The sequence below is a fragment of the Pseudomonas sp. PDM04 genome (assembly GCF_014851765.1).
Taxonomy (GTDB): Bacteria; Pseudomonadota; Gammaproteobacteria; order Pseudomonadales; family Pseudomonadaceae; genus Aquipseudomonas.
The window spans coordinates 16,313-42,489 of sequence record NZ_JACVAI010000004.1; the positions used below are offsets into that span (position 1 = coordinate 16,313).

Genomic DNA, 26,177 nt, shown 5'->3' on the forward strand with positions numbered 1-26,177 from the left:
TTAAAGGCTGCCTTCGAATGAATGACCCGCAGCGTCCAGCGCTTTGTCAACCAAGGCGGCATGGCTTACGGGTGGCTTTCATCGGTCAGCTTTCCGGGGTTTGTTCAGCCAGGGCGACGGCACGGAACATTGCGCGACGCTTGTTCAGGGTTTCTTCCCATTCCAGCGCAGGCACCGAGTCGGCAACGATGCCGCCGCCGGCTTGTACGTGCAGTTCGCCGTCCTTGATCACCGCCGTGCGAATAGCAATCGCGGTGTCCATGTTGCCGTTCCAGGCGAAGTAACCGACTGCGCCGCCGTAGACGCCACGCTTGACCGGCTCCAGCTCGTCGATGATCTCCATCGCACGAATTTTCGGCGCACCGGACAGGGTGCCCGCCGGCAGGATCGCCCGCAACGCGTCCATCGCCGTCAACCCGGCCTTCAACTGACCGGTGACGTTGGAAACGATGTGCATCACGTTGGAGTAACGCTCGATGACCATTTTTTCAGTGAGTTTCACCGACCCGACTTCGGACACGCGACCGGTGTCATTGCGGCCCAGATCGATCAGCATCAGGTGCTCGGCGATTTCCTTGTCGTCGGACAGCAGATCCTGTTCCAAGGCCAGATCGGCTTCCTCACTGGCGCCGCGCGGACGGGTTCCGGCAATCGGGCGCACAGTGATCAGATTGTCCTCGACCCGCACCAGCACTTCCGGCGAACTGCCGACGACGTGGAAGTCGCCGAAATTGAAGAAGTACATGTAAGGCGTCGGGTTGAAGCAACGCAGCGCTCGATACAGGTCAATGGGCGCGGCCTTGAAGTCGATCGACATGCGCTGGGACGGCACGACCTGCATGCAATCCCCGGCCAGGATGTATTCCTTGATGGTGTCGACGGCTTTTTCGTAATCGTGCTGGGTGAAACTGGAACGGAAGACCGGGTCGGCAGATTGTTGCTTGCTGAAATCCAGGCCCCGGCGCGGGGTGATCGGCTGACGGAGTTTTTCCAACAGTGCCTCCAGACGCACACGACCTTGCTCGAAGGCGTCTTCCTGCGCCGGGTCGGCCAGGACGATGGCGTGCATCTTGCCGGCGAGGTTGTCGAACACCACCACGGCGTCGGAGACCATCAGCAGGATATCCGGTACGCCCAGCGGATCCGGATTCGGGCATTTGCCCAGGCGTTTTTCCACGTAACGCACGCAGTCGTAGCCAAAGTAACCCACCAGGCCGCCGTTGAAACGCGGCAGGCCCGGGATGGTCGGTACGTTGTAACGCGCCTTGAAGGTTTCGACGAACGCCAGCGGGTCTTCCACGTCATGGCTTTCGATCTCGACGCCGTCATGGGTGACGCTGACGTGATGGTCATGAACCCGCAGCACGGTGCGGCACGGCAGGCCGATGATCGAGTAACGGCCCCACTTTTCGCCGCCCTGCACGGATTCGAGCAGGTAGGAGTTGGGTTCGTCGGCCAGTTTCAGGTAGATCGACAACGGTGTGTCGAAGTCGGCCAGGGTTTCGCAGGCAAGCGGGATGCGGTTGTAGCCGGCAGCGGCCAAGCGCAGGAATTCTTCGCGGATCATGGTGTAGCCTCGTGGCTTGAGGTGCGAACAGTCAGGTATGCAAACGCGCCGGTAATACCGGCCAGGAACAGGTCAGGCGCGCCAACGCCAACGGGCCAGGGCCTTGATGACTTTCATCCAGAGTTTGCGAGTGACCACCACGATGGCGTTTCCAGAAGGGGGTTTAACAACGTCGCCCAACGTTATCTCAGCGGCCGGATCCAGGCAACCGGGAATTAGCTTGCGCAGATCGTCGATGACCAGCGCCGGCGACTCTTCGGCAATCGGCCGGCCATGATTGTAGCCGTAGCTGAGCGCCACGCATTTGACCCCTGCGGCTTTGGCGGCCAGCACGTCACTGCGCGAATCGCCGACAAACAGCGATTGCGATGCCGGAATGTTGGCCATTTTCATCACGAAAAACAGCGCGGCGGGATCAGGCTTCTTCTGCGGCAGGGTGTCGCCGCCGATGATCCACTTGAAGTACCGGCCGATCTTCATCTGATCCAGCAACGGCGCGACGAAACGCTCCGGCTTGTTGGTGATCAGGGCCATTTCCACGCCGTGCTTGTTCAACCACTTGAGGGTGTCGCGCACACCGGGGTAAACCACCGTCAGTTCGTGACCGGCCTCATAAAAGCCGTTGAACAGCTCCAGGGCCTGTTCGGCCTCGACCTCATCGACACCCTCGGCGTCGATGTGGTTGGCCAAGGCACGGCGCACCAATACAGGTGCGCCATTGCCGACCCACTCGCGCACCGCCTCGAGGCCGGCCGGTGGGCGTCCGAGCTTGAGCAGCATGTTATCCACCGCCGCGGCCAGGTCAGGGACGGAATCGATCAGCGTGCCATCCAGATCGAACATCACCAGACGCGGCAGTCGGCCCGGAAACAGTTGCTCAAAACCACTCATGGGCGGGCCAGCGCCAGTTCAGCGCGCATCTTCTCGATCACTTCCTGATAGTTCGGCGCATTGAAGATGGCCGAGCCGGCGACGAAGGTGTCGGCGCCCGCCGCCGCGATTTCACGGATGTTGTTCACGTTCACGCCGCCGTCGATTTCCAGGCGGATGTCGCGACCGGACGCATCGATCAGGGCGCGGGCTTCACGCAGCTTGTCGAGGGTGCCGGGGATGAACTTCTGCCCGCCGAAGCCTGGGTTGACGCTCATGAGCAGGATCATGTCGACCTTGTCCATCACGTACTTGAGCACGTCCAGCGGGGTCGCCGGGTTGAACACCAGCCCGGACTTGCAGCCACCTTCGCGGATCAGTTGCAGGGAACGGTCGATGTGTTGCGTGGCTTCCGGGTGGAAGGTGATGTAGGTTGCGCCGGCCTCGATGAAGTCACCGACGATGCGGTCCACCGGGCTGACCATCAGGTGCGCGTCGATCGGCGCGGTGACACCGTACTTGCGCAAGGCGGCGCACACCATCGGGCCGATGGTCAGGTTGGGCACGTAGTGATTGTCCATGACATCGAAGTGCACGAAGTCGGCACCGGCGGCCAGAACGTTGTCCACTTCTTCACCCAGGCGGGCGAAGTCGGCGGAGAGAATCGACGGAGCAATTACGAAGGGCTGCATGACGCACCTTTTCTGAGCGAAATCACGATGGCGCGCATTGTATACCTCATGCTTTGACGCGCGCACCGTGAGCACGATGATCAGTACGCCGAGCGATAGATCTTCTCGATATCAATGGCGCTCAACTTGCGCGGATTGTTGCGCATCAAGCGCTCAATGCCCGCCGCTTCCATGGCCATGGCGGGAATCGCGTCCTCGGGAACCCCGAAACTGCGCAGGCCCGGCGGTATTTCCACCGCCGCACACAGCGCAGTCATCGCTTCCACGGCTTTATCGGCCGCCTCACTGGCGCTCAAATGTGCCGTCTTGACCCCCATGGCTTCGGCGATATCCTGCATGCGCTCAACGCAGGCCATCTTGTTCCAGGTCATGACATACGGCAGCAACAAGGCATTGCTGACGCCGTGGGCAATGTTGAAACGCCCGCCCAGCGGATACGCCAGCGCGTGCACCGCGCCGACCCCGGCATTACCGAAGGCCATCCCGGCCATCAGGCTGGCGGTGGCCATGTCTTCGCGGGCTTGCAGGTTGGACGGGTTGGCATATGCCTTGGGCAGCGCCCTGGCGATCAGCTTGATTGCGCCGATGGCCAGCGCATCGGTTATCGCCGAGGCGTTGACCGACAGGTAGGACTCGATGGCGTGCACCAGGGCATCGACGCCGCTGGCGGCGGTGACGCTGCGCGGACACGTCAGGGTCATTTGCGGGCTGACCAGCGCCACGTCCGGCAGCAGATAGTCGCTGACGATGCCTTTTTTCAGCTGCGCGACCTTGTCGGAGAGGATCGCCACGTTGGTCACTTCCGAGCCGGTCCCGGCGGTCGTCGGGATGGCGATCAGCGGCGGCCCCTTGCGCGGCACCTGGTCGACGCCGAACAGATCCTCCAGCGCACCGTGGTAACCGGCGTACGCCGCGACACATTTGGCGATGTCGATGGCACTGCCGCCACCCAGGCCGATCAAGCCGTCATGCCCGCCGTCCCGGTAAACCCGCATGCAGTCTTCGACGATGGCAATCTCCGGATCCGGCAGCACCCGGTCGAAAATCTCGAAGGCCCGGTCCCCCAGCTGCGCAAGCGCCAGCTCGACCGTACCGGACTTGACCAGCGCCGCATCGGTGACAATCAGCGGGTTATCGATGTCCAAGCGTGTGAGTTCGGCGGACAGCTGCTCGATGGCGGCCGCGCCGGTGATCAGTTTGTGAGCGATTTTGAACGAGGAAAGACTCATCGTGCGCAGCCTCTTATAGACAGGGGAGCTGGGCACAATAGTAGCTGGGGATTTGGGGTTGTCTGCCATTCAGGGCGTGAATGACAGCGCGGGACAACTGGGGGGGGGGGCGAGCCTGCTCCGGGCGGCGTTCCGACGATGGTCTTCAACGATAACGCTGGAAGCCTGACACCCAGCGTCGTTGCCGAACATCGCGAGCAGGGCTCGCTCCCACAGTTCAGACCTGTGCGGTGCGCAGTTTTTCACTGCGGCCACGCAGCCACTCCAGGGTCAGCAGCAGGATCACCGAGAAGGCAATCAGCAGCGTCGCGGCGGCGGCGATGGTCGGGCTGAGGTTTTCGCGGATACCGCTGAACATCTGCCGTGGCAGGGTCGCCTGCTCGGGGCCGGCGAGGAACAGCGTCACCACCACTTCATCGAACGAGGTGGCAAAGGCGAACAACGCCCCTGAAATCACACCCGGTGCAATCAGTGGCAAGGTCACCCGACGGAACGCCGTCAGCGGTGAAGCGCCGAGGCTGGCAGCCGCGCGCACCAGGTTGTGGTTGAAGCCCTGCAGCGTCGCCGAAACGGTGATGATCACGAACGGTACACCCAGTACCGCGTGGACCACGATCAACGAGAAGAAACTGTTGCCCAGGCCCAATGGCGCGAAGAACAGGTAGCTCGCCACACCGATGATCACCACCGGCACTACCATCGGCGAAATCACCAAGGCCATCACCAGGGATTTGCCCGGGAAGTCGCCGCGTGTCAGCCCGATCGCCGCCAGCGTACCGAAGACCATGGCCAGCGCCGTGGCCGCCGGGGCAACGATGATGCTGTTCTTCAACGCCCGCATCCATTCCGCCGAAGCGAAGAAATCGTGATACCACTGCAACGAGAAGCCCTGCAGCGGGTACACCAGGAAGCTGCCGGAGTTGAACGACAGCGGAATGATGACCAGCACCGGCAGTACCAGGAACAACAGGATCAGGCCGCAGAGAATCCGCAAGCTGTAGAACCACACCCGCTCGACGGGCGACATATAAGGACTCAGCATTTCAATTCCCCCTTAGCTCAGGCGCAGGCGACTGGCGCCCACCAGCCAGCTGTAAATCAGGTAAAGCACCACGGTCGCCAACAGCAGCAGCCCGCCCAGGGCGGTCGCCATGCCCCAGTTGATGCTGGTATTGGTGTAGAACGCGACGAAGTAACTGACCATCTGATCGTTCGGGCTGCCCAGCAACGCCGGGGTGATGTAGTAGCCAATGGCGAGGATGAACACCAGCAGGCACCCGGCACCGACGCCGGCATAGGTCTGTGGGAAGTACACCCGCCAGAAACTGGCGAACGGATGGCAGCCGAGGGAAATCGCGGCGCGCATATAGGTCGGCGAAATGCCTTTCATCACGCTGTAGATCGGCAGGATCATGAACGGCAGCAGGATGTGCACCATGGAGATGTAGACCCCGGTGCGGTTGAACACCAGTTCCAGCGGCTTATCGATGATGCCCATGGCCATCAGGGCGCTGTTGATCAAGCCACCCGATTGCAACAATACGATCCACGCGGCGACCCGCACCAGGATCGACGTCCAGAACGGCAGGAGCACCAGGATCATCAACAGGTTGCTCTGACGCGCCGGCAAGTTCGCCAGCAGGTACGCCAACGGATAGGCCAGCACCAGGCAAAACGCGGTGATGATCACGCCCATCCAGAACGTGCGGGCAAAAATGTCGAGGTAAATCGCCTGATCGGGGGTCGCCGGGGCCACCTCACCCAGGTCATCGATGCGGTGATCGACCGCCGCCAGCAGGTAATACGGGGTGATGCTGCTGGTGTTGCGGCGCACTGCCTGCCAGTAGGCCGGGTCACCCCAGCGCTCGTCGAGGCCTTCCAGCGCGTCCTTGTAAGACGCCGGCTCCTCAGCGAGCGGCAAGGCACGTGCAGTTTTGGTCAGCAGGCTGCGGTAGCCGGCCAGTTCCATGTTCAGGCGCTTGGACAAATCACCCAGGGTCTGATTCTTGCGGGCTTCGGCGAGGTCTTCGGCGGCCGCTTTGTACACAGGTTCAGCGGGCAGGCCGCGGCCGTCCCAACTGGCGATGGCCTGGACCGTGCGCGGCATGCCGCTGACCACTTCCGGGTTGCCCACGCTTTTGTAGAGCAGCGCCACGATTGGCACCAGGAACACCAGCAACAGAAACAGCACCAGCGGCGCGATCAAGGCCTGGGCTTTCCAGCGGTTGACCCGCTCGGCGTGCTTGAGCCGCTGCTTCAAGGTGGGGTCAGTGCCCGCGTTCACGGGAACGGCGATAGCCATGGCGTACTCCGGAAATCTATTTTTCTAGTTCGAAAAAACCTGCAGGAGCGGGCTTGCCCGCGAAGGCTTTGGCACATTCAACATAAATGGTGAATGACACGCCCCTATCGCGAGCAAGCTCGCTCCTACAGCGTAAGCCCGCGCTGCGGTCTTACTTTGCAGCCCAGGCGTTGAAACGCTGTTCCAGTTGCTCGCCGTTGTCAGCCCAGAAGCTGACGTCGATCTGCACCTGGTTGGCGATGTTTTCCGGGGTGGTCGGCATGTCTTTCAGGACATCCTTGGCCAGCAACGGCACGGCCTGGGTGTTGGCAGGACCGTAGGCGATGTTTTCCGAGTAGGTCTTCTGCTGCTGCGGCTGCACCGAGAACGCGATGAATTTCTTCGCTGCCTCGGCACGCTCCTTGCTCAGGCCACGTGGAATCGCCCAGGCGTCGAAGTCGTAGATGCCACCGTTCCACACCACTTTCAGGTTGCTTTCTTTCTGCACGGCGGCGATCCGGCCGTTGTAGGCCGAACTCATGACCACGTCACCGGAAGCCAGGTACTGCGGCGGCTGTGCGCCGGCTTCCCACCACTGGATGCTTGGCTTGAGCTCGTCGAGCTTCTTGAACGCGCGGTCCTGGCCATCTTTACCGGCCAGCACCTTGTAGACGTCTTTCGGCGCAACACCGTCGGCCATCAGGGCGAATTCCAGGGTGTACTTGGCGCCTTTACGCAGGCCACGCTTGCCCGGGAATTGCTTGGTGTCCCAGAAGTCCGCCCAACTGGTCGGTGCGGTTTTCAACTTGTCGGCGTTGTAGGCCAGGACTGTCGACCATACGAAAAAGCCCACGCCGCAAGGCTGGATAGCGCCCTTGACGTAATCTTCGCTCTTGCCGAACAGTGCCAGGTCAAGTTGCTCGAACATGTCTTCGTCGCAACCACGGGACAGTTCCGGCGACTCCACTTCCACCAGGTCCCAGGACACGCTCTTGGTGTCGACCATGGCCTTGACCTTGGCCATTTCGCCGTTGTACTCGCCCGCTACGATCTTGCCATTGCCTGCCGCTTCCCACGGCGCGTAGAAGGCTTTGACTTGCGCCGCCTTGTTAGCCCCGCCAAAGGACACCACGGTCAGGTCCGGGCCCGCCGCCATCGCGTGTGCCGCACCGATCATGCCCATGACCAGGGCGGTGAATTTCAGGGATCTCAACATTTATTGTTCTCTCCACGTGCAGGGTTGGGTGTTGGTATTGCCGGGGCGATCAGTTCGCCTCTTGTGGACGCTATCGCTCGGTTTCCCCATCGCAGTGCGGAAACTAAGCGACAGCGTCCCCTAATGGGTCGAGCGCGCGGACGTGTTCGACCTGCCAGCCAAGCGGAACCACATCACCGACAGCGAGCGCGGGATCGAGCTCGGCAATCGGCTGTTTCACAAAGAAGTCGGTCTTGCCGCAGACTTCCAGGCGAACCCGGACGTGGTCGCCCAGATAGATGAATTCCGCCACCCTCCCTGAGAAGCGGTTGACACAGGACTCGCTCGAACCATTGAGGCTCACGCGTTCCGGACGAATCGACAGCGTGACGGGTTCGCCGGTCCTGCCGACATTGACCGCCAGCGCTTCAACCTTTTCACCGCGCCCGAGCTCGACCACGCAACGGTCGCCGGTGTGGCTGTGCAAACGGCCATTGAGGCGGTTGTTCTCGCCGATGAAGTTGGCGACGAAGGTGTTTTTTGGCTCTTCGTAGAGGTGACGCGGCGGGGCGATCTGCTGGATTTCGCCTTGGTGGAACACCGCGACGCGGTCGGACATGGTCAGGGCTTCGCCCTGGTCGTGGGTCACGTAGACCACCGTCACGCCGAGGCGCTCGTGCAGGTGTTTGATCTCCATCTGCATGTGTTCACGCAATTGCTTGTCCAGCGCACCGAGCGGTTCGTCCATCAGCACCAGCTGTGGCTCGAACACCAGTGCGCGCGCCAACGCCACACGCTGCTGCTGGCCGCCCGACAACTGTGCCGGGTAGCGCTGGGCGAAGGTGTCGAGCTGGACCATGCTCAGGACTTTCTTGACCTTGTCGCTGACATCGCTTTTGTTCAGGCCGCGCACGGTCAGCGGGAACGCGAGGTTCTCGGCCACGGTCATGTGCGGGAACAGGGCATAGTTCTGAAACACCATGCCGATGTCGCGTTTGTGCGGCGGCACGTTATTGATCGAGCGCCCGGCCAGGAGGATTTCACCGGCGGTCGGGGTTTCGAAACCGGCGAGCATCATCAGGCTGGTGGTCTTGCCCGAACCGGACGGCCCGAGCAGGGTGAGGAATTCGCCCTTGCGAATGTCCAGGTTGAGGTCTTTGACGATCAGGTTCTCGCCGTCGTAGCTCTTCTGCACTCCACGAAAGCTGACCAGAATGTCACTGGCCCCTGCGCTTGAATCGACCTGGCTCATACCCACACCTTTGTTGTTGATGACTGCTGTGGACTAAGCCTAGTGGACGCTGGGGAGCACGCAAATCGGGGCGCAGGAGAGAATCGCCTCAGCCGGATGGAAGGTTGCGGGTAGGGATTGCCCTACAAGAATGGCGCGTTTTGGCAACCGCGGCGGCACTCGCCTGGTTGCAGGCCGCCGTTCCACGCAAAAGCGCTGAGGCGGCATGTCGCAAATGGACATGCCGCCCCCACAGGAGTCATCCGTGATGCCTAGAGGAGCTTGTGCTCCATCGCGTACTTCACCAGTTCGGCCAGCGAGGTGATGTTGAGTTTCTGCATCAGCCGCGCCTTGTGGGTGCTGATGGTTTTATTGCTCAGGGCCAGTTGCTGGGCAATGTCGTTGACGTTGGCGCCCTGGGCCAGGCGCTCGAACACCGAGAACTCGCGCTCCGAGAGCAACGAATGCAGGGGGCGCGAATCGGTCAGGCCGACTTCGAAGACCATGCGGTCGGCCAGTTCAGGATCGATGTAGCGCCCGCCCGACGCCACTTTACGGATCGCCGTCAGCAGCAGCGCCGGATCGCTGTCCTTGGTGGCATACCCCGCCGCGCCCATCTTCAATGCCCGCGCCGCCATTTGCGCTTCGTCGTGCATCGACAACACCAGGATGGCCGGCGGATTGTTCAGCGCGCGGATCCGCGGGATCGCTTCCAGGCCATTGACGCCCGGCATGGAGATATCCAGCAACACCACTTCGCAGGGAACATGGCGCAAGGTCTCGAGCAACTGCTCGCCATTGCTCGCCTCCCCCACCACCTGCAGGTCCTTGGCCAAGCCAATCAGCTGCTTGATGCCTTCGCGAACGATGGTGTGGTCTTCGGCTACCAGTACACGGATCACGTTCTTCTCCAGATTCAAAATCCATCGTGGGCCAGTCCGCCCCAGGAACGCTCAACACCCTATCAGAGCGCGCTCGCCCGTGAAGGCAGTAGTTCAGACACCGCCCACTGTTCAGGCTTCATCCAGCGGCACCCGCACGCTCAGGGTCGTGCCCTCCCCCGGCTCGCTTTCGAGCGACAATCGCCCACCCATGATCAACACCCGCTCACGCATGCCGACCAGACCGAAGGAGGTCGGCCGGCCGGTGGCGGCGACAAATCCTACGCCATCATCGCTGACGGTCAGGCACAACTCGTCGCCTTCAAGGGTCAGTGTCAATTCGACAGTATGCGCCTGGGCGTGCCGCATGACATTGGTCAGTGCTTCCTGAAGGATCCGGAACAAGCCGATTGCCATGGCGTCACTGAGCACTGGCAGGTTTTCCGGCACCTGCACCAGGCACGGAATCTGCGTACGCGCCTCGAAACGCCGCGCCTGCCACTCAATGGCCGAGGCAATCCCGGCATCGAGAATCGGTGGGCGCAAGGCTGTCGCGACATCACGTACCAACTGGAACAGTTGGGCGATCAGCCGCTTCATGCTATGCAAACGCTCGTTCAGACCCGGGTCGAGCTGAGCGTATGCCAACTCGCACATGGACGTTTCCAGCTTCAACACCGTCAGCATCTGCCCCAACTCGTCGTGCACTTCCCGGGCAATTCGGGCCTTTTCTTCCTCCCGGACGCTCTCAAGGTGCGCGGACAATTCGCGCAGCTGCTCACGGGAGCTGGCCAGCTCCAACTCGATGCGCTTGCTCTCGCTGATGTCCCAGACAATACCGTCCCACACCGAACTGCCGTCCTCGAGCCGCCGGGTAATGGCCTTGATCTCGGCCCAGCGCAAATCACCCTGACGCGTGAGAATCCGGCCCTGCCACGACCAGTCGCTGTCGGTGTCCAGCGCATGGTCCTGGGTCTGGTGGTAACTGGCCTTGTCGTCCGGATACACCAGGCTGCGCAAGCCCTTGTCTCGATGGGCGAGGGTCGCCGGCGAGTAACCCACCAGGCTTTCGCTGCCCTCACTGATGTAGGCGAAGTCGATCTGCCCGGTCACCGGTGCCCGTTCCAGGCGAAAGACCAATCCCGGGACATTGGCGGCAATGCCTTGCAGGCGCGCCTCGCTTTCCTGCAACGCCGCCAGTGCGCGGCGGCGCTCGGTCACATCGTTGAGATAAACCACCAGGTATTCGCCATCCCGAAACCGCAGGAAGCTCAGCGAAACATCGGTCGGCAACATGCTGCCATCGGCCCGCAGGCAATTGGTTTCGAAACTCAGCGGCCCTTCCTCGCTGGCGCGGGCGCGCTTCCACAGGTTCAGCCAACGGTCCATGTGCAGGCCAGGTTCAAGATCGATCAGCGGCCGGTCAATGATGCCGCCCGCCGAATAGCCCAGCATGGTTTCGGAGGCACGGTTGGCGTAGCGCACGTGACTGTCCCAGTTGACCCAGAGAATCCCGACCGTGCTCTGGTCGATGGAAAACTGGGTCAGACGCAAGGCCTCTTCACTGGCGGCGCGCAGGGCAATGTCTTCCCGCGCCGCCAGCAGCCGATGTTCCAGGCTGTGTTGCTGCCGACGCTGCCAGAACACGATGGCCATGCTGCTCAACATCAAGACCGCCAGGAGCAGGCTGAGGTTCTGCCAGAACCCTCTTGACTCGGTGAGACGCGGGTATTTGGGCTGCAACCATTGGTTGTGCAACTGCTCCAGATCCTTGGCCGGGATCACCCGCAGTGCACTTTCGATAATGCCGGCCAACTCCGGCCAGTCGCGACGCGTGGCCACGCGCAACAGCTGGGGCAGGCCAATGTCGCCGACCACCACCAGGCCGGCAAAGTCCGGCTCGACGGACAGCCGCCCCAGTTGCGCTTCGTCGATTACCGCGTAACTGGCCTGCTGGCTCACCAGCAGCTGCAAGGCCTGGCGCTCGAGGGGCACTCCCTGGAGGTTCAGATGCGGATAGTTGCTGCGCAGGTAATCGGCGGTGGCACTGGGCATGCGCACGGCGACGCGGGTCTGGCTGTCGAGTTTCTCCAGTTCAACGACACCAGCGGCTTTCTGGTCGCTGACCACCAACTGCGGGACCCGCATGTACGGATCGGAAAACTGCCACAGGCGCAAGCCGCCGGGGGTTTGCGCCAACCCGGGGGCGAGATCGATTTCACCCTCGCGGGCAGCGGCCTCCAACTGAGCCAGGTCGGGAAAATTGCGCCAGCTCAGCTCGACATTGAGCGCCTTGGCCAGCCACTTCATCAGCTCGACGTTAACCCCGGACAAGCGCTGCAAACGGCGATCGTATTGCGCGTAGGGCACCTGCAACACCACGCCGACGCGCAGCTCGCCATGTTGCGCCAGCCATTGTTGCTGGCTGGCGGACAATGGCGCGACGTGCGGCGGTGGTGCAGAGGTCGCCCAGCCCATCAAGGGAAACCACAAACAGCCGATAACCCACAGGCAGCGAATACGCTTCATCGAAGTCTCACACACTGACAAATACTGACCAACCCATTAGGCTGCCGGAATAACTTCTGGCCTGGAATAACCGATGCCCCCTGTCTACCGCCTGGCACTGCCAGCATTGTGCCTGTCGTTGATCCTGCCTTGTGCCTTTTCCGTCGAGGCCGCTGACCCGGCACCTGCTGCCGTGGAAAAACCGGCCGACGAAAAAGCGGCCGAGCGTCAGCCGCTGCTTGAGCGCAGTCAGGAAGAAGCGACAGCACTTGAGCGAAAAATCCCTGCTCAGGAACAGCAACAACTGCAAGCGGGCAGCGATACGTTTCTGGCCTTGTGGAAGCCGGCCAATACGGCTGAACCCAAGGGCGCGGTCATTATCATCCCGGGCGCCGGTGAAACCGTTGACTGGCCGCAAGCGATCGGCCCATTGCGCCGCAAACTGCCGGACGCCGAATGGAGCAGCCTGAGTATCACCCTGCCCGACCCGCAAAGCGATGCCATCGCGCCTCGCGTGGTCGAAGTGCCGGCGACGATCAAAGCCCCAGACGTCGGCAGCAAGGACTCGACCACGGCTGCGCCCATCGAACAGGTGGCGGGCGGTGAAGCCGACATAGTGGACAAGGCGGTCGTCGAGACCAGCGATGAACAGGTCAAAGCCGATGCCGAACGAATCTTCGCACGCATTGATGCAGCGATTGCCTACGCCGAACAGCAAAGCGCGCGCAGCATCGTGCTGCTTGGCCATGGCACCGGTGCCTATTGGGCGGCGCGTTACCTGAGCGAAAAGCAGCCCTCGCAAGTCGAGAAATTCGTGATGGTGGCAGCTCAAACACCTGGCGCGGCAAAACCCGGGCTGGTTGAACTGACGCCGACGCTGAAATTGCCGACCGCCGACCTCTTCTATCTGGACAAGCCTCTGGATCGCAGTGCTGCACTGGAACGGTTGCAGGCCAGCAAGCGACTCAAGGCATCTGCGTTCAGCCAGGTCTCGCTCAAGGCGTTGCCGGGCAATAGCAAGGACCAGCAGGAGCAGTTGGTCCGCCGGGTCCGGGGTTGGTTGAACCCCCAATCCGTAGAGGACTGATCAACCGCGTCGACTCTATCGCGAGCCGGCTCGCCCACACACTGGTGCCAGGCGAAGCGAGACCGGCAGGCCGACAACAGCCCCCTTGCGCTAGCGGAAATCCCGCCGCTGGCGAATCAACGTGTACGCGCTGTGCAGTTCTCGCGTCATGTCCGTGGCCTCGCGCACTTGCGAAGCCGTCGCGCCGCTGCCGGCGACCTTGTCCGGGTGATGCCGACTGAGCAGGCGTCGATAGGCACGCTTGATCAGCGCCGGTTCGGTGTCGGCAGTCACCCCCAGCAACTGCAGTGCCTCCTGATAAACAAGCGAGCTGTTGGCCAGCGGACGCTTGGCCGGCTCATAATCGGCCGCCAGCGCCTGCACCTGATATGACTTCCAGCCGAGCCACTTGCCCCATTGCGCAATCAACTTGCGCTCGGCCATACCGGCACGCCCGTCCGCCCAGACCATTCGCCAGCAGGCTCGCAGCACGCCTTCCGCTGCATGGGGCTGAATGCTGAGGCGACGCAGATAACGGCGCAAAGGGTCATGACCGGACTTCCCACGATTGAATGCCGCAATGGCCCGCTGCTTCGCCGCCTCGGACATTTCCAGCGCCTGCATTTCCCGCCGCGCCTGCAGGATGTGGCCGTCCAGCACCCGGCCGTTACTCTTGGCCAGCCGCCCGAGCAACACGAACAGCAATTCATCGTTGCGCAGCACCGAGCGCCCACCCAACGCTTCGCGCAAATGCGCCCAGCTCTGCAATTGCAGGCGTCGATCCAGCGCCTGGCCCAACAAGGCGCCAAGCATGGCCCCCGGAATGCTGGCGACGAAAAAGCCCACTCCGGCTCCAATCAGAGTCCCTGGCCACAGCATGTCAGCGACTCGCTTCAATCAAGGTTTCGACTTCAGCGAGACGTTCGTGGGTGCCGACATCCACCCAGCGACCGTGCAACCGCTCCCCTGTCACCTGCCCCTCGACCATGGCCTTGCGCAGCAGCGGCGCCAGCTTGAAAGCGCCTGGCGAACAACCGTCGAACAACTGCGGATGCAACACCGCAATGCCACTGTAGGTCAGGGTCGTCCCGCCCGGTTGGCCATCGCGAACCTGACCGTCGACCAGCACGAAGTCGCCGGCCGGATGGTGTCGCGGGTTATCCGCCAGCACCAGATGAGCCAGGCCGGCAATGGGTGCGTGCAGCACACTGAAGTCGTAATCGGTCCAGATATCGCCGTTGACCACCACGAACGCGTCGTCGCCCAACAACGGCAATGCGCGAAAGATCCCACCACCGGTTTCAAGAGGCTCACCTTCCGGCGAGTACCGAATGCTCACGCCATACTGTGAGCCATCACCCAGGTGATCTTCGATCTGCTGGCCCAGCCAAGCATGGTTGATCACGATGTCGGTGAAGCCGGCGGCGGCCAGCGCGTGCAGGTGATACTCGATCAACGGCACGCCATTGGCGCGGACCAGGGGCTTGGGGGTCGTCAGGGTCAGGGGACGCAGGCGCTCCCCCTTGCCGGCAGCCAGAATCATTGCCTTCATGCATTTGCTCCGGCACGCAGACTGAGGAGCAACACATCCAGCTCAGCCAGTTCGGGCCGGCGGGCGATCACTGCATCTATATAAGCAAAGAATCGCGGCACGTCTGCCAGATAGCGTGGCTTGCCGTCGCGATGACAGATGCGGGCAAAGATGCCGATGACCTTCAGGTGACGTTGCACCCCCATCAGGTCGCTGGCCCGCAGGAAGTCGTCGAAATCGGGCTGGACCGGTATACCCAGAGCGATCGCTTGTTTCCAGTAGCCTTCCAGCCAGCCGTGCACACGCTCTTCGGGCCAGCTGAGGAATGCATCCTTGAACAGGCAGGTCACGTCATAGGTCACCGGGCCGTAGACCGCATCCTGGAAATCCAGTACGCCGGGATTCGGCTCGCTGAGCATCAGATTACGCGGCATGTAGTCGCGGTGGACCAACACCTTGGGCTGGGCCAGAGCACTGTCGATCAACAGCTCGGTCACGTTATCCCAGAGTACCTGCTGCGCCGGATCGAATTCGATGCCCAGCTCGCGCTTCACGTACCACTCGGGGAACAGTTCGAGCTCGCGACGCAGCAGCGCAACGTCATAACTGGGCAGCGGGGCGACCATCGGCAACTGTTGAAAAGCGGTCAGGGCCTGCAGGGCATCGGTGAACAAACCGTCGGCATTTTCACTGTCGATGACATCCAGGTACGTCTTGTTGCCCAGGTCATTGAGCAAAAGAAACCCGCGTTCGAGGTCTTCAGCATAAATTTTCGGCACATTTATTCCGGATTTCGCCAACAAAAAGGCGATATCCACGAAGGGTTTGCAGTTTTCCTGGGGGGGCGGAGCGTCCATGACGATGAAACTTCGGCCTGCGCCCTCCCACCGGAAATAGCGCCGAAAACTCGCATCACTACTGGCCGCAGTCAACGTGGCCGGGGGTACGGTGCCCCAACCCTGCTCCGCAAAGAGGGCCGCCAACTGCTCATCGAGCCAAACTTTCAGGTGTTGCAAACGTACATCTTGGTCAGGCATTACAAGGGTCTCCGACGGCCCTAGCCGTCAAGCGGGTCATGCTTTATTATCCAGCATCTTTTTCAGACCATCGAGAGGCGTGCGGCCCACACCGCGGGCAGATGGCACGCAGGAAGCCCGGACTAATAAGATGGCATTGAAATCCCCCGCGTTTCGTAAAAAATTTCCGTTGTTGGTCACTGGCAGTCTGCTGGCCCTGCAACCCCTAGCCACTTCGTTCGTGGTCGCCGCGGAACAGTATGACTGCTCAGTCTCTGCTTCGGGTGCCTGGGACTGTGCGCCAAAGACGCCGGCGGCAGCCTTGCCTCCGCGTCCCGTCCATGACGGCAGCGCAGTCAGCTCCAGTGGTGACGCCCCGGCGCAGACCGGTTCCGACGAAGAAACCGGCGCCAAGCCCGTGCTGGTGACCGAGTCCAAGGGTCGCGGCCTCAAGTCCCGTAGCGAAGACTACAGTCATCTTGACTGGGTTCCGCGCGAGAAGCTCACTGCAGCACAATTGGCCGAAACCGGTCCTTACTGCTCTGGTTCCTATATCGAACCGATTCGTCCTGGCATGAATGACAAGACGAATAAAAGTGACGCTCCGACCTTCGTCGGCGCCAAGGCCTCCCGCTACAAGCAGGATGAGCAGATTGCCACCCTGGCCGGCGATGTCGTCCTGCGTCAAGGCAGCATGCAGGCTGAAGCCGACGAAGCGAACCTCTACCAGGCCGAGAGCCGTGGCGAGCTGGACGGCAACGTGCGCATTCGCGACAACGGCGCCTTGATCGTCGGCGACCACGCCGAAGTGCAGCTCGACACCGGTGAAGCCAAAGTCGATAACGCCGAATACGTGATGCACAAATCCCGTATCCGCGGTAACGCGCTGTATGCCAAACGGGCCGAGAACGCGATCATCCGCCTCAAGGATGGTACGTACACCACGTGCGAACCGAACAGCAACGCCTGGCAGCTCAAGGGCAACAACATCACCTTGAACCCGGCCACCGGTTTCGGTACCGCGACCAACGTGACACTGCGGGTCAAGGACATTCCGGTCCTGTATACGCCGTACATCTATTTCCCGATCGACGACCGTCGCCAGTCCGGCTTCCTGCCGCCGACCATCGGCAGCGGCAGCGATACCGGCTTCCTGCTGGTCACCCCTTACTACTTCAACCTGGCGCCGAACTACGACGCCACGTTGTACCCGCGCTACATGAGCAAGCGCGGCCTGTTGATGGAAGGCGAGTTCCGTTACCTGACCAAGTCCAGCGAAGGTCAGTTCGGCGCGGCGTACCTCAACGACGACGACACCGAACGCAGCAAGCAGACCGACTACGAAAAAACCCGCTACATGTACAACTGGCAGCACAAGGGTGGCCTCGATTCGCGCGTATTCACCCAGGTCGACTACACCAAGATCAGCGATCCGTATTACTTCCAGGATCTGCAGACCGACCAGATTGGCGTGAAAAGCGCGGACTACGTCAACCAGCAGGGTTCTGTCACCTACCGTGGCGACAGCTATTCCGCTCGCTTGAATGCCCAGGCGTATGAGTTGGCAACGGTTTCCAACATCACGCCATACAATCGCTTGCCGCAGATCACCTTCAATGGTCAGTTGCCTACGCATCCCAACGGCCTGAATTTCGACTACGAGACTGAAGTCGTTAGGTTTGACCGTGATTTGAAGACGGGTCAGTTCTCCGATGAAGATGGCGTCCTGTCGCCTCGCCTGGACACCAACGTTTCGGGTCTGGCCCGCGCCAACGGCGATCGCCTCAACCTCAAGCCGGGTGTCAGCCTGCCATTGAACTGGACCTATGGTTTCCTCAAGCCATCGCTCAAGTACCAGTACACCCAGTACCAGCTGGATCTCGATGGTCGGGGTAAATCGGACATTGCCAGCCAGGACGCTGAAGGCAACCGACTGTACGGAACGTTCAGCAGCAACCAGAATCGCGGCGTTCCGATCGCCAGCATCGACAGTGGCCTGTATTTCGACCGCGACACGACCTGGTTCGGCAAAAACTATCGTCAGACCCTGGAACCCCGTCTGTTCTATCTCTATGTACCGGAGAAAGACCAGAGCGACATTCCGGTATTCGACACCGGCGAGTACACGTTCAACTACGCGTCCCTGTTCCGCGACAACCGCTTCTCCGGCAGCGACCGCGTTGGCGACGAGAACAAACTGTCGCTGGGCGTGACCAACCGCTGGATCGATGAAAATGGTTTCGAGCGCCAAACCATCAGTGTCGGCCAAGCCTTGTACTTCAAGGACCGCAAGGTCCAGCTGCCAGGTATTGATTCGAGAACCCGTATGGATTCTCAATCCGATGTGTCGCCCTACGCGCTGCAATACGAATATCGCTGGAACCGTGATTGGCGCACGACCGCCGAATACAACTGGGACCCGGACAGCCGCAGCCCTCGCTCGGGCAGCGCGATGTTCCACTACCAGCCAGAAGACAACCCGAACAAGGTCATCAACGCCGGCTATCGCTATCGTAATGACCAGGTCCGTTATGACCAGAACACCGGCCAATGGTCGGTGGGTGGTGGTGACTACGGCACGCCGGGCCAGCCTGGCTACGTGAAGGACTATTACAAGATCCAGCAGCACGACTTCTCGGTGATCTGGCCGATCGTGCCGCAATGGAACGCCATCAGCCGCTGGCAGTATGACTACAACCGCAACCGTACCCTGGAAGCCTTCGGTGGTTTCGAGTACGACAACTGCTGCTGGAAACTGCGCCTGATCAACCGTTACTGGGTTTCCTACGACGAATTCAGTCAGGAAGCTCCACAAAACGAAAAAGGCGACCACGGCGTCTTCCTACAAATCGTTCTGAAAGGTCTCGGCGGCCTCACCGGCGCCAAAGTAGAGAGCTTCCTCGACAAAGGCATCCAAGGTTATCGTGAACGTGAAGACCAAGCTTTCTGATTGTCTGCGCCCGCTTGTGCTGGGCGCGCTGTTCCTGGGTACCGCGGCGAATGCCGCGGTACAGTCCATCGATAAAGTGGTGGCCATTGTCGACAACGATGTGGTCATGCAGAGCCAGCTGGACCAGCGTGTTCGCGAAGTTCAGCAAACCATCGCCAAGCGCGGCGCGGCTGTGCCGCCAGCCGGCGTGCTGGATCAGCAGGTGCTCGAGCGCCTGATCGTCGAGAACCTGCAATTGCAGATCGGCGAACGTTCCGGTATCCGCATCACCGATGAGGAGCTTAATCAGGCGGTCGGCACCATTGCCCAGCGCAATAACATGTCGCTTGAGCAGTTCCGTGCTGCCCTGTCTCGTGACGGTCTGTCCTATGAGGACGCCCGCGAGCAGATCCGCCGCGAAATGGTCATCAGCCGCGTGCGCCAACGCCGTGTGGCCGAGCGCATCCAGGTTTCCGAACAGGAAGTGAAGAACTTCCTCGCTTCCGACCTGGGCAAGATGCAGCTGTCCGAAGAGTTTCGCCTGGCCAACATCCTGATCCCTACGCCGGAAAGCGCCAACTCCGACGCCATTCAGAATGCAGCCAAACAGGCAGACGCGGTGTACCAGCAACTCCAGCAAGGCGCCGACTTTGGCCAATTGGCCATTGCCAAATCCGCCAGCGAAACCGCACTGGAAGGCGGCGACATGGGCTGGCGTAAAGCGGCTCAATTGCCCCCTCCGTTCGACCGCATGCTGAGCACCATGAGCGTTGGCGAAATCACGGCACCGATGCGCACCCCCGGGGGCTTCATCATCCTGAAGATCCTCGACAAGCGCGGCGGCGAAGCCCAGGTACGTGACGAAGTGCACGTGCGTCATATCCTGGTCAAGCCAAGCCCGATTCGCGATGAAGCGAAAACCAAGGCCCTGGCCCAGTCGCTCTACAGCCGTATCGAAGCGGGCGAAGACTTCTCCGAGCTGGCCAAGAGCTATTCGGAAGACCCGGGTTCCGCCCTCAACGGTGGCGACCTGAACTGGATCGATCCCAATGCACTGGTGCCCGAGTTCCGTGAAGTGATGGCCAAGACTCCGCAAGGTCAGCTGTCCAAGCCGTTCCAGACCCAGTATGGCTGGCACGTCCTGGAAGTCCTTGGCCGCCGCGCGACCGACAGTACCAACCAGGCCCGCGAACAACAGGCCATGACCGTACTGCGTAACCGCAAATACGACGAAGAGCTGCAAACCTGGCTGCGGCAGATCCGTGACGAAGCCTACGTAGAAATCAAACTCCCTGGTGCAGACCAGGCAGCGCAGTGAAACCCCAACGTTTCGCGCTGACACCCGGCGAACCGGCGGGCATCGGTCCAGACCTGTGCCTGCTGCTCGCCTCGCAACCCCAGCCACACCCTCTGATTGCCATTACCAGCCGTGACCTGCTCCTGGAGCGGGCCGCGCAGCTGGGCGTGGCTGTCGATTTGCTGCCGGTGACGCCGGGCAACTGGCCGGATCGACCCGCGCCAGCCAACAGCCTGTATGTCTGGGATACGCCGCTCGGCGCTCCGGTAACGGCTGGACAGCTGGACAAGGCCAATGCCGCGTTCGTTCTGGAAACCCTGACCCGTGCGGGCCAGGGATGCCTGGACGGGCATTTTGCCGGGATGATCACCGCGCCCGTGCACAAGGGCGTGATCAATGAATCGGGCATCGCCTTTTCCGGTCATACGGAGTTTCTCGCCGACCTGACGCACACCGCACAGGTGGTGATGATGCTCGCGACGCGGGGCTTGCGCGTGGCCCTGGTGACCACTCACCTGCCCCTTCGCGACATTGCCGATGCCATCACACCGGAGCGGCTGGAACGGGTGACGCGGATTCTGCACACCGACCTGCAAGAAAAATTCGGCATCGCCCGGCCACGTATCCTGGTGTGCGGACTCAATCCGCATGCTGGCGAAGGCGGTCACCTGGGCCATGAAGAAATCGACATCATCGAACCTACCCTGGAGCGCCTGCGCGGCGAAGGCATGGACCTTCGCGGCCCGCTGCCCGCCGACACGCTGTTTACCCCCAAATATCTGGAGCACTGCGATGCAGTGCTGGCGATGTACCACGACCAGGGCTTGCCCGTGCTGAAATACAAAGGTTTCGGTGCGGCCGTCAATGTGACCCTAGGCCTGCCGATCATCCGCACGTCAGTCGACCACGGCACCGCCCTGGATCTGGCCGGCAGCGGCAAGATCGACACCGGCAGCCTGCAGGTCGCCCTGGAAACCGCCTACCAGATGGCCGAGACCCGTTTATGACCGAGCACTACCAACACAAGGCGCGCAAACGCTTTGGCCAGAACTTCCTGCACGATGCCGGCGTTATCGACCGCATCCTGCGCTCCATCCATGCCAAGCCCGAAGACCGCATGCTGGAAATCGGCCCGGGCCAGGGGGCGCTGACACAAGGCCTGCTCGGCAGCGGCGCGCAACTGGACGTGGTGGAGCTGGACAAGGACCTGATCCCGATCCTCAACCAGCAATTCGCCGGCAAGAGCAATTTCAACCTGCATCAGGGCGACGCGCTGAAGTTCGACTTCAACAGCCTGAACGCTGCGCCGAACAGCCTGCGCGTGGTCGGCAACCTGCCGTACAACATCTCCACGCCACTGATTTTCCACCTGCTGAACAACGCAGGGATCATTCGCGACATGCACTTCATGCTGCAAAAAGAGGTGGTCGAGCGCCTGGCTGCGGGCCCTGGCGGCGGCGACTGGGGTCGCCTGTCGATCATGGTTCAGTACCACTGCCGCGTGGAGCACCTGTTCAACGTTGGTCCCGGCGCGTTCAACCCGCCACCCAAAGTCGACTCGGCCATCGTGCGCCTCGTGCCGCACGCCGTCCTGCCGCACCCGGCCAAGGATCACCGCTTGCTGGAGCGCGTCGTGCGCGAAGCCTTCAACCAGCGTCGCAAGACCCTGCGCAACACCCTCAAGCTGTTGCTCAGCAGCGACGAAATCGCCGCCACCGGTGTCGACGGCAGCCTGCGCCCCGAGCAGCTCGACCTGGCCGCCTTCGTGCGCCTGGCCGACAAGCTCAGCGAAAAACTGCAGCAACCCGCCGCCGTCTGACCGGCAACCCGCGTCATCGGGTAGGACACCAGCGCCCATGTCTGGTCTACTACCCGATACTTGGCCTAGACTGAGTCTCATCAGCTACGCCCCCGCGTCCCGCTCAGTTTTTAAGGCCCCTTGCATGTCCGATCCTCGTTATCAGGTCGACGTCAGCGTCGTCACCCGCTATCTGGCAGAACAATCGCAACCCGAGCAAAACCGCTTTGCCTTCGCCTACACCATCACCGTGCACAACAATGGCGAATTACCGGCCAAACTGCTGTCGCGGCACTGGGTGATCACCGACGGTGACGGGCATGTCGAGGAAGTGAGAGGCGCCGGTGTCGTGGGTTTACAGCCGTTGATCCAGTCCGGCGCCAACCATACCTACAGCAGCGGCACCGTCATGACGACCAAAGTCGGCACCATGCAAGGCACCTATCAAATGATTGCCGACGACGGCAAGCACTTCGATGCCATCATTGCCCCCTTCCGCCTGGCCGTACCGGGAGCCTTGCACTGATGGCGACGTACGCCGTCGGTGACCTGCAAGGTTGCCTCGAACCCCTTAAATGCCTGCTCGAGCAGGTGGCCTTCGACCCTGCCCGGGACACGTTGTGGCTGGTGGGCGACCTGGTCAACCGTGGCCCGCAGTCGCTGGAAACCCTGCGCTTTCTCTACGGCATCCGCGACTCGCTGGTGTGCGTGCTCGGTAACCACGACTTGCACCTGCTGGCCGCCGGGCACAACATCGAACGCCTGAAGAAAGCCGACACCCTGCGTGAAATCCTCCAGGCGCCGGATGGCTCGCAGTTGCTGGAGTGGTTACGCCAGCAAAAGCTCATGCACTACGACGAACAACGCAACATTGCACTGGTCCATGCCGGCATTCCACCACAATGGTCGCTGCGCAAAGCCCTCAAGTGCGCGGCGGAAGTCGAGGAGGTCCTGCGTGACGACAATCGCCTGACTCCCTACCTCGACGGCATGTACGGCAACGAACCGCTGAAATGGGACAACGACCTCAAAGGCGTGACGCGCCTGCGGGTGATCACCAACTATTTCACCCGGATGCGGTTCTGCACCAGCGAAGGCAAGCTCGACCTGAAGGGCAAGGAAGGCGTCGACACCGCGCCGCCCGGTTACGCCCCCTGGTTTACCTACAAGGAACGCAAAACCCGGGACGTGAAGATCATCTTCGGTCACTGGGCAGCGCTCGAAGGCCGGTGTGACCAGCCAGGCATCTTCGCCCTCGACACCGGTTGCGTCTGGGGCGGTTCGATGACCCTGATGAACGTCGACACCCTTGAACGCATTCAATGTCAATGCGACGACCATGGCCAGGCAATGCCGCCAGTCGTCCCGTCTCTTTCCGCATCAACGTCAGCCGGCGCCCAGCGCTAGACTGCGCTTTGAGCCGAGCCCCAGGAGCCCGCCATGAGCGAATTCAAACGCATCCCCCCAGAACAGGCCCAGGCCCTGCGCGAACAAGGCGCAGTCGTGGTCGATGTCAGAGACCCGGCGACATTTGCCGCGCTGCACATCAGCGGTTCGAAGCATCTGGACAATCACTCCCTGCATGCCTTCATTCAGGGCGCCGACCTGGACGCGCCGACCGTCGTGGTCTGCTATCACGGCAATTCCAGCCAGGGCGCGGCGGCCTATCTGGTCGGCCAGGGTTTCTCGGACGTCTACAGCCTGGATGGCGGTTTTGAGCTATGGCGCACGACCTATCCGGCGGAAACCTCGCAAAGCACCGGCGAATAATATTTTTGTAACGCGCCAGCCCCCGGCTCCCGCGGGCTGGCGCGCCACCAGACGAACGGTCAGCCACAACTAATTACGTATCCGCCCTTTACCTCCCGAATTCCCAACTATCCTTAAGCGCAGGCCATCCAAAACAGGGGAGAGCCGGTACACCGGCGCGCGGATCATCGGGAGTAGCTTTCGGAGTCGTGAGCTCCGAGGGATTTCTGGGGGGTAAACAGCAACTGCCTGTTCGGTTGCTGCCAGCATCGACTGAGTGATCCGGCGTCGGCTCCACGTATCGAGCGAGGTGACGTCATGAGTATCTTTAGCCACTTCCAACAACGCTTCGAGTCCACACGCCAGGAAGAATTCTCGCTGCAAGAGTACCTGGAGCTGTGCAAAAAGGACCGCAGTGCCTACGTTTCCGCCGCCGAGCGTCTCTTGCTGGCCATCGGAGAACCGGAGCTGCTGGATACTTCCACCAACTCGCGGCTTTCGCGAATCTTCTCCAACAAGGTGATCCGTCGATATCCAGCCTTTGAAGACTTTCACGGGATGGAGGAATGCATCGACCAGATCGTGTCGTATTTCCGCCATGCCGCTCAGGGCCTGGAAGAGAAGAAACAGATTCTCTATCTGCTCGGCCCTGTGGGTGGCGGTAAATCGTCCCTGGCCGAGAAACTCAAACAACTGATCGAAAAGGTGCCCTTCTACGCCATCAAAGGCTCGCCGGTCTTCGAATCGCCTCTGGGTCTGTTCAACGCCACCGAAGATGGCGCGATCCTCGAGGAAGACTTCGGCATTCCACGGCGCTATCTCAATACCATCATGTCGCCATGGGCGACCAAGCGTCTGGCCGAGTTCGGTGGCGACATCAGCCAGTTCCGCGTGGTGAAACTCTATCCGTCGATCCTCAACCAGATCGCCGTGGCCAAGACCGAACCGGGAGATGAGAACAACCAGGACATCTCGGCGCTGGTGGGCAAGGTCGATATCCGCAAGCTCGAAGAGTTCCCGCAGAACGATGCCGATGCCTACAGTTATTCCGGCGCACTGTGCCGGGCCAACCAGGGCTTGATGGAGTTCGTCGAGATGTTCAAGGCACCGATCAAGGTGCTGCACCCCTTGCTGACGGCCACCCAGGAAGGCAACTACAACAGTACCGAAGGCCTGGGGGCGATTCCGTTCACCGGCATCCTGCTCGCCCACTCCAACGAATCGGAATGGCATACGTTCCGCAACAACAAGAACAACGAAGCGTTCATCGACCGGATCTACATCGTCAAAGTCCCGTATTGCCTGCGAGTCAGCGACGAAGTGAAGATCTACGACAAGCTGCTGTTCAACAGCTCGCTGGCCAAGGCCCACTGCGCACCCGACACCCTGAAGATGCTGGCCCAGTTCACCGTGCTTTCTCGCCTGAAAGAACCGGAGAACTCCAATATCTACTCGAAGATGCGTGTGTATGACGGTGAAAACCTCAAGGACACCGATCCGAAGGCCAAGTCGATCCAGGAATACCGCGATAACGCCGGTGTCGATGAAGGAATGAATGGCCTGTCCACCCGTTTCGCGTTCAAGATCCTGTCCAAGGTCTTCAACTTCGACCCCCATGAAATTGCCGCCAACCCGGTGCATCTGCTGTACGTGCTGGAACAACAGATCGAACAGGAACAATTCCAGGCGGAAACCCGCGAGCGCTACCTGCGCTACCTCAAGGAGTATCTGGCACCGCGCTATATCGAATTCATCGGCAAGGAGATCCAGACCGCCTACCTCGAGTCGTACAGCGAATACGGCCAGAACATCTTCGATCGCTACGTGCTGTACGCCGACTTCTGGATCCAGGACCAGGAATACCGCGACCCGGAAACCGGCGAAATCCTCAATCGCGTGGCATTGAACGAGGAGCTGGAAAAAATCGAAAAACCGGCCGGCATCAGCAATCCGAAGGATTTCCGCAACGAAATCGTCAACTTCGTGCTGCGGGCTCGCGCCAACAACAACGGCAAGAACCCGACCTGGCTCAGCTACGAAAAACTGCGGGTGGTCATCGAGAAGAAAATGTTCTCCAACACCGAGGATCTCCTGCCGGTCATCAGCTTCAACGCCAAGGCCAGCAAAGAGGACCAGCAGAAGCACAACGACTTTGTTACACGGATGGTCGAGCGGGGCTACACCGACAAACAGGTACGGCTTCTTTCCGAATGGTACCTGCGGGTCCGGAAGTCGCAGTGAAGCAGCGAAAAGCTTCTAGCCGAGAGCTGCAAGGGAAACGCAGTTGAACCCCCGTCCCGGGCGTTAATGGCGCTTTTGCTTGCAGCTTGAAGCTTA

Annotated in this window: 22 protein-coding genes; 9 read left to right on the forward strand and 13 right to left on the reverse strand. The window is 61.1% G+C overall.

The genetic code is table 11. The features are described from left to right. Positions 1–85: 85 nt before the first annotated feature. From trpE to IB249_RS16215, 10 genes are all read right to left on the reverse strand, one after another. Positions 86–1,567 (reverse strand): anthranilate synthase component I, encoded by a 1,482-nt coding sequence (gene trpE / locus IB249_RS16170; RefSeq protein WP_192306461.1) that lies wholly within the window; start codon positions 1,565–1,567, stop codon positions 86–88. A 72-nt stretch (positions 1,568–1,639) separates the two neighbouring features. After that, positions 1,640–2,458 carry a phosphoglycolate phosphatase gene (locus tag IB249_RS16175; protein ID WP_192306463.1) on the reverse strand — a complete coding sequence of 273 codons (819 nt, stop codon included), beginning with the start codon at positions 2,456–2,458 and terminating at the stop codon, positions 1,640–1,642. Then, a complete protein-coding gene (rpe, locus tag IB249_RS16180) occupies positions 2,455–3,129 on the reverse strand; it encodes a ribulose-phosphate 3-epimerase (RefSeq protein WP_192306465.1) in 675 nt (224 codons plus the stop codon). Before rpe ends, IB249_RS16175 begins: the two co-directional genes overlap by 4 nt. 80 nt (positions 3,130–3,209) lie before the next feature. Beyond that, the gene (locus tag IB249_RS16185) at positions 3,210–4,358 is read right to left on the reverse strand and encodes an iron-containing alcohol dehydrogenase (RefSeq protein ID WP_192306467.1); all 1,149 of its coding nucleotides are present in this window, start codon (positions 4,356–4,358) and stop codon (positions 3,210–3,212) included. 217 nt (positions 4,359–4,575) lie between these two features. Continuing rightward, positions 4,576–5,400 carry an ABC transporter permease gene (locus IB249_RS16190; protein ID WP_192306469.1) on the reverse strand — a complete coding sequence of 275 codons (825 nt, stop codon included), beginning with the start codon at positions 5,398–5,400 and terminating at the stop codon, positions 4,576–4,578. A gap of 12 nt (positions 5,401–5,412) precedes the next feature. After that, positions 5,413–6,660, reverse strand: coding sequence for an ABC transporter permease (locus IB249_RS16195; RefSeq protein ID WP_192306471.1), 1,248 nt, complete (start codon positions 6,658–6,660; stop codon positions 5,413–5,415). A 151-nt stretch (positions 6,661–6,811) separates the two neighbouring features. After that, positions 6,812–7,855 (reverse strand): ABC transporter substrate-binding protein, encoded by a 1,044-nt coding sequence (locus tag IB249_RS16200; RefSeq protein ID WP_192306473.1) that lies wholly within the window; start codon positions 7,853–7,855, stop codon positions 6,812–6,814. A 103-nt stretch (positions 7,856–7,958) separates the two neighbouring features. Continuing rightward, a complete protein-coding gene (locus IB249_RS16205; RefSeq protein ID WP_192306475.1) occupies positions 7,959–9,086 on the reverse strand; it encodes an ABC transporter ATP-binding protein in 1,128 nt (375 codons plus the stop codon). A gap of 251 nt (positions 9,087–9,337) precedes the next feature. Next, positions 9,338–9,967 (reverse strand): response regulator, encoded by a 630-nt coding sequence (locus IB249_RS16210; RefSeq protein ID WP_192306477.1) that lies wholly within the window; start codon positions 9,965–9,967, stop codon positions 9,338–9,340. Between the two features lie 111 nt (positions 9,968–10,078). Continuing rightward, on the reverse strand, positions 10,079–12,475 hold the full coding sequence (locus IB249_RS16215) for a PAS domain S-box protein (RefSeq protein WP_192306479.1): 2,397 nt from the start codon (positions 12,473–12,475) through the stop codon (positions 10,079–10,081). Between the two features lie 73 nt (positions 12,476–12,548). Between IB249_RS16215 and IB249_RS16220 the strand changes: the two genes are divergently transcribed. Next, positions 12,549–13,541: an alpha/beta hydrolase family protein gene (locus tag IB249_RS16220; RefSeq protein ID WP_192306482.1), complete on the forward strand. Its 993-nt coding sequence runs from the start codon at positions 12,549–12,551 to the stop codon at positions 13,539–13,541. Between the two features lie 90 nt (positions 13,542–13,631). Here IB249_RS16220 and IB249_RS16225 read toward each other — a convergent pair whose 3' ends face one another. The 3 genes from IB249_RS16225 to IB249_RS16235 are packed head-to-tail and all read right to left on the reverse strand — an operon-like array spanning position 13,632 to position 16,088. Then, positions 13,632–14,399 carry a DnaJ domain-containing protein gene (locus IB249_RS16225; RefSeq protein ID WP_192307361.1) on the reverse strand — a complete coding sequence of 256 codons (768 nt, stop codon included), beginning with the start codon at positions 14,397–14,399 and terminating at the stop codon, positions 13,632–13,634. Between the two features lies 1 nt (position 14,400). Further along, positions 14,401–15,072: an N-acetylmuramate alpha-1-phosphate uridylyltransferase MurU gene (gene murU, locus IB249_RS16230; RefSeq protein WP_192306484.1), complete on the reverse strand. Its 672-nt coding sequence runs from the start codon at positions 15,070–15,072 to the stop codon at positions 14,401–14,403. After that, positions 15,069–16,088 carry an aminoglycoside phosphotransferase family protein gene (locus IB249_RS16235; protein ID WP_192306486.1) on the reverse strand — a complete coding sequence of 340 codons (1,020 nt, stop codon included), beginning with the start codon at positions 16,086–16,088 and terminating at the stop codon, positions 15,069–15,071. Before IB249_RS16235 ends, murU begins: the two co-directional genes overlap by 4 nt. A 130-nt stretch (positions 16,089–16,218) precedes the next feature. Between IB249_RS16235 and IB249_RS16240 the strand changes: the two genes are divergently transcribed. From IB249_RS16240 to IB249_RS16275, 8 genes are all read left to right on the forward strand, one after another. Continuing rightward, on the forward strand, positions 16,219–19,017 hold the full coding sequence (locus tag IB249_RS16240; protein ID WP_192306488.1) for an LPS-assembly protein LptD: 2,799 nt from the start codon (positions 16,219–16,221) through the stop codon (positions 19,015–19,017). Beyond that, entirely contained in the window at positions 18,998–20,314 is a 1,317-nt protein-coding gene (gene surA / locus IB249_RS16245) for a peptidylprolyl isomerase SurA (RefSeq protein ID WP_192306490.1), read from the forward strand. Before IB249_RS16240 ends, surA begins: the two co-directional genes overlap by 20 nt. Then, positions 20,311–21,300 (forward strand): 4-hydroxythreonine-4-phosphate dehydrogenase PdxA, encoded by a 990-nt coding sequence (pdxA, locus tag IB249_RS16250; protein ID WP_192306492.1) that lies wholly within the window; start codon positions 20,311–20,313, stop codon positions 21,298–21,300. The genes surA and pdxA overlap by 4 nt, the downstream gene beginning before the upstream one ends. Next, positions 21,297–22,112, forward strand: coding sequence for a 16S rRNA (adenine(1518)-N(6)/adenine(1519)-N(6))-dimethyltransferase RsmA (gene rsmA, locus IB249_RS16255; protein WP_192306494.1), 816 nt, complete (start codon positions 21,297–21,299; stop codon positions 22,110–22,112). The genes pdxA and rsmA overlap by 4 nt, the downstream gene beginning before the upstream one ends. A gap of 124 nt (positions 22,113–22,236) precedes the next feature. Beyond that, positions 22,237–22,617 (forward strand): Co2+/Mg2+ efflux protein ApaG, encoded by a 381-nt coding sequence (gene apaG / locus IB249_RS16260; RefSeq protein ID WP_192306496.1) that lies wholly within the window; start codon positions 22,237–22,239, stop codon positions 22,615–22,617. After that, positions 22,617–23,498, forward strand: coding sequence for a symmetrical bis(5'-nucleosyl)-tetraphosphatase (locus IB249_RS16265; protein WP_192306498.1), 882 nt, complete (start codon positions 22,617–22,619; stop codon positions 23,496–23,498). The genes apaG and IB249_RS16265 overlap by 1 nt, the downstream gene beginning before the upstream one ends. Positions 23,499–23,531: 33 nt before the next feature. Beyond that, positions 23,532–23,861: a thiosulfate sulfurtransferase GlpE gene (glpE, locus tag IB249_RS16270; RefSeq protein ID WP_192306500.1), complete on the forward strand. Its 330-nt coding sequence runs from the start codon at positions 23,532–23,534 to the stop codon at positions 23,859–23,861. A 297-nt stretch (positions 23,862–24,158) separates the two neighbouring features. After that, the gene (locus IB249_RS16275; protein ID WP_192306502.1) at positions 24,159–26,081 is read left to right on the forward strand and encodes a PrkA family serine protein kinase; all 1,923 of its coding nucleotides are present in this window, start codon (positions 24,159–24,161) and stop codon (positions 26,079–26,081) included. Positions 26,082–26,177: the final 96 nt, after the last annotated feature.

Coding starts and splice junctions, on each gene's coding strand:
- apaG (WP_192306496.1), top strand. CDS start 22,237: ATGTCCGATCCTCGTTATCAGGTCGACGTCAGCGTCGTCACCCGCTAT.
- IB249_RS16225 (WP_192307361.1), bottom strand. CDS start 14,399: ATGCTGTGGCCAGGGACTCTGATTGGAGCCGGAGTGGGCTTTTTCGTC.
- rsmA (WP_192306494.1), top strand. CDS start 21,297: ATGACCGAGCACTACCAACACAAGGCGCGCAAACGCTTTGGCCAGAAC.
- murU (WP_192306484.1), bottom strand. CDS start 15,072: ATGAAGGCAATGATTCTGGCTGCCGGCAAGGGGGAGCGCCTGCGTCCC.
- IB249_RS16275 (WP_192306502.1), top strand. CDS start 24,159: ATGAGTATCTTTAGCCACTTCCAACAACGCTTCGAGTCCACACGCCAG.
- IB249_RS16205 (WP_192306475.1), bottom strand. CDS start 9,086: ATGAGCCAGGTCGATTCAAGCGCAGGGGCCAGTGACATTCTGGTCAGC.
- IB249_RS16240 (WP_192306488.1), top strand. CDS start 16,219: ATGGCATTGAAATCCCCCGCGTTTCGTAAAAAATTTCCGTTGTTGGTC.
- IB249_RS16195 (WP_192306471.1), bottom strand. CDS start 6,660: ATGGCTATCGCCGTTCCCGTGAACGCGGGCACTGACCCCACCTTGAAG.
- IB249_RS16235 (WP_192306486.1), bottom strand. CDS start 16,088: ATGCCTGACCAAGATGTACGTTTGCAACACCTGAAAGTTTGGCTCGAT.
- IB249_RS16200 (WP_192306473.1), bottom strand. CDS start 7,855: ATGTTGAGATCCCTGAAATTCACCGCCCTGGTCATGGGCATGATCGGT.
- rpe (WP_192306465.1), bottom strand. CDS start 3,129: ATGCAGCCCTTCGTAATTGCTCCGTCGATTCTCTCCGCCGACTTCGCC.
- IB249_RS16265 (WP_192306498.1), top strand. CDS start 22,617: ATGGCGACGTACGCCGTCGGTGACCTGCAAGGTTGCCTCGAACCCCTT.
- trpE (WP_192306461.1), bottom strand. CDS start 1,567: ATGATCCGCGAAGAATTCCTGCGCTTGGCCGCTGCCGGCTACAACCGC.
- IB249_RS16175 (WP_192306463.1), bottom strand. CDS start 2,458: ATGAGTGGTTTTGAGCAACTGTTTCCGGGCCGACTGCCGCGTCTGGTG.
- IB249_RS16215 (WP_192306479.1), bottom strand. CDS start 12,475: ATGAAGCGTATTCGCTGCCTGTGGGTTATCGGCTGTTTGTGGTTTCCC.
- IB249_RS16190 (WP_192306469.1), bottom strand. CDS start 5,400: ATGCTGAGTCCTTATATGTCGCCCGTCGAGCGGGTGTGGTTCTACAGC.
- IB249_RS16220 (WP_192306482.1), top strand. CDS start 12,549: ATGCCCCCTGTCTACCGCCTGGCACTGCCAGCATTGTGCCTGTCGTTG.
- glpE (WP_192306500.1), top strand. CDS start 23,532: ATGAGCGAATTCAAACGCATCCCCCCAGAACAGGCCCAGGCCCTGCGC.
- IB249_RS16185 (WP_192306467.1), bottom strand. CDS start 4,358: ATGAGTCTTTCCTCGTTCAAAATCGCTCACAAACTGATCACCGGCGCG.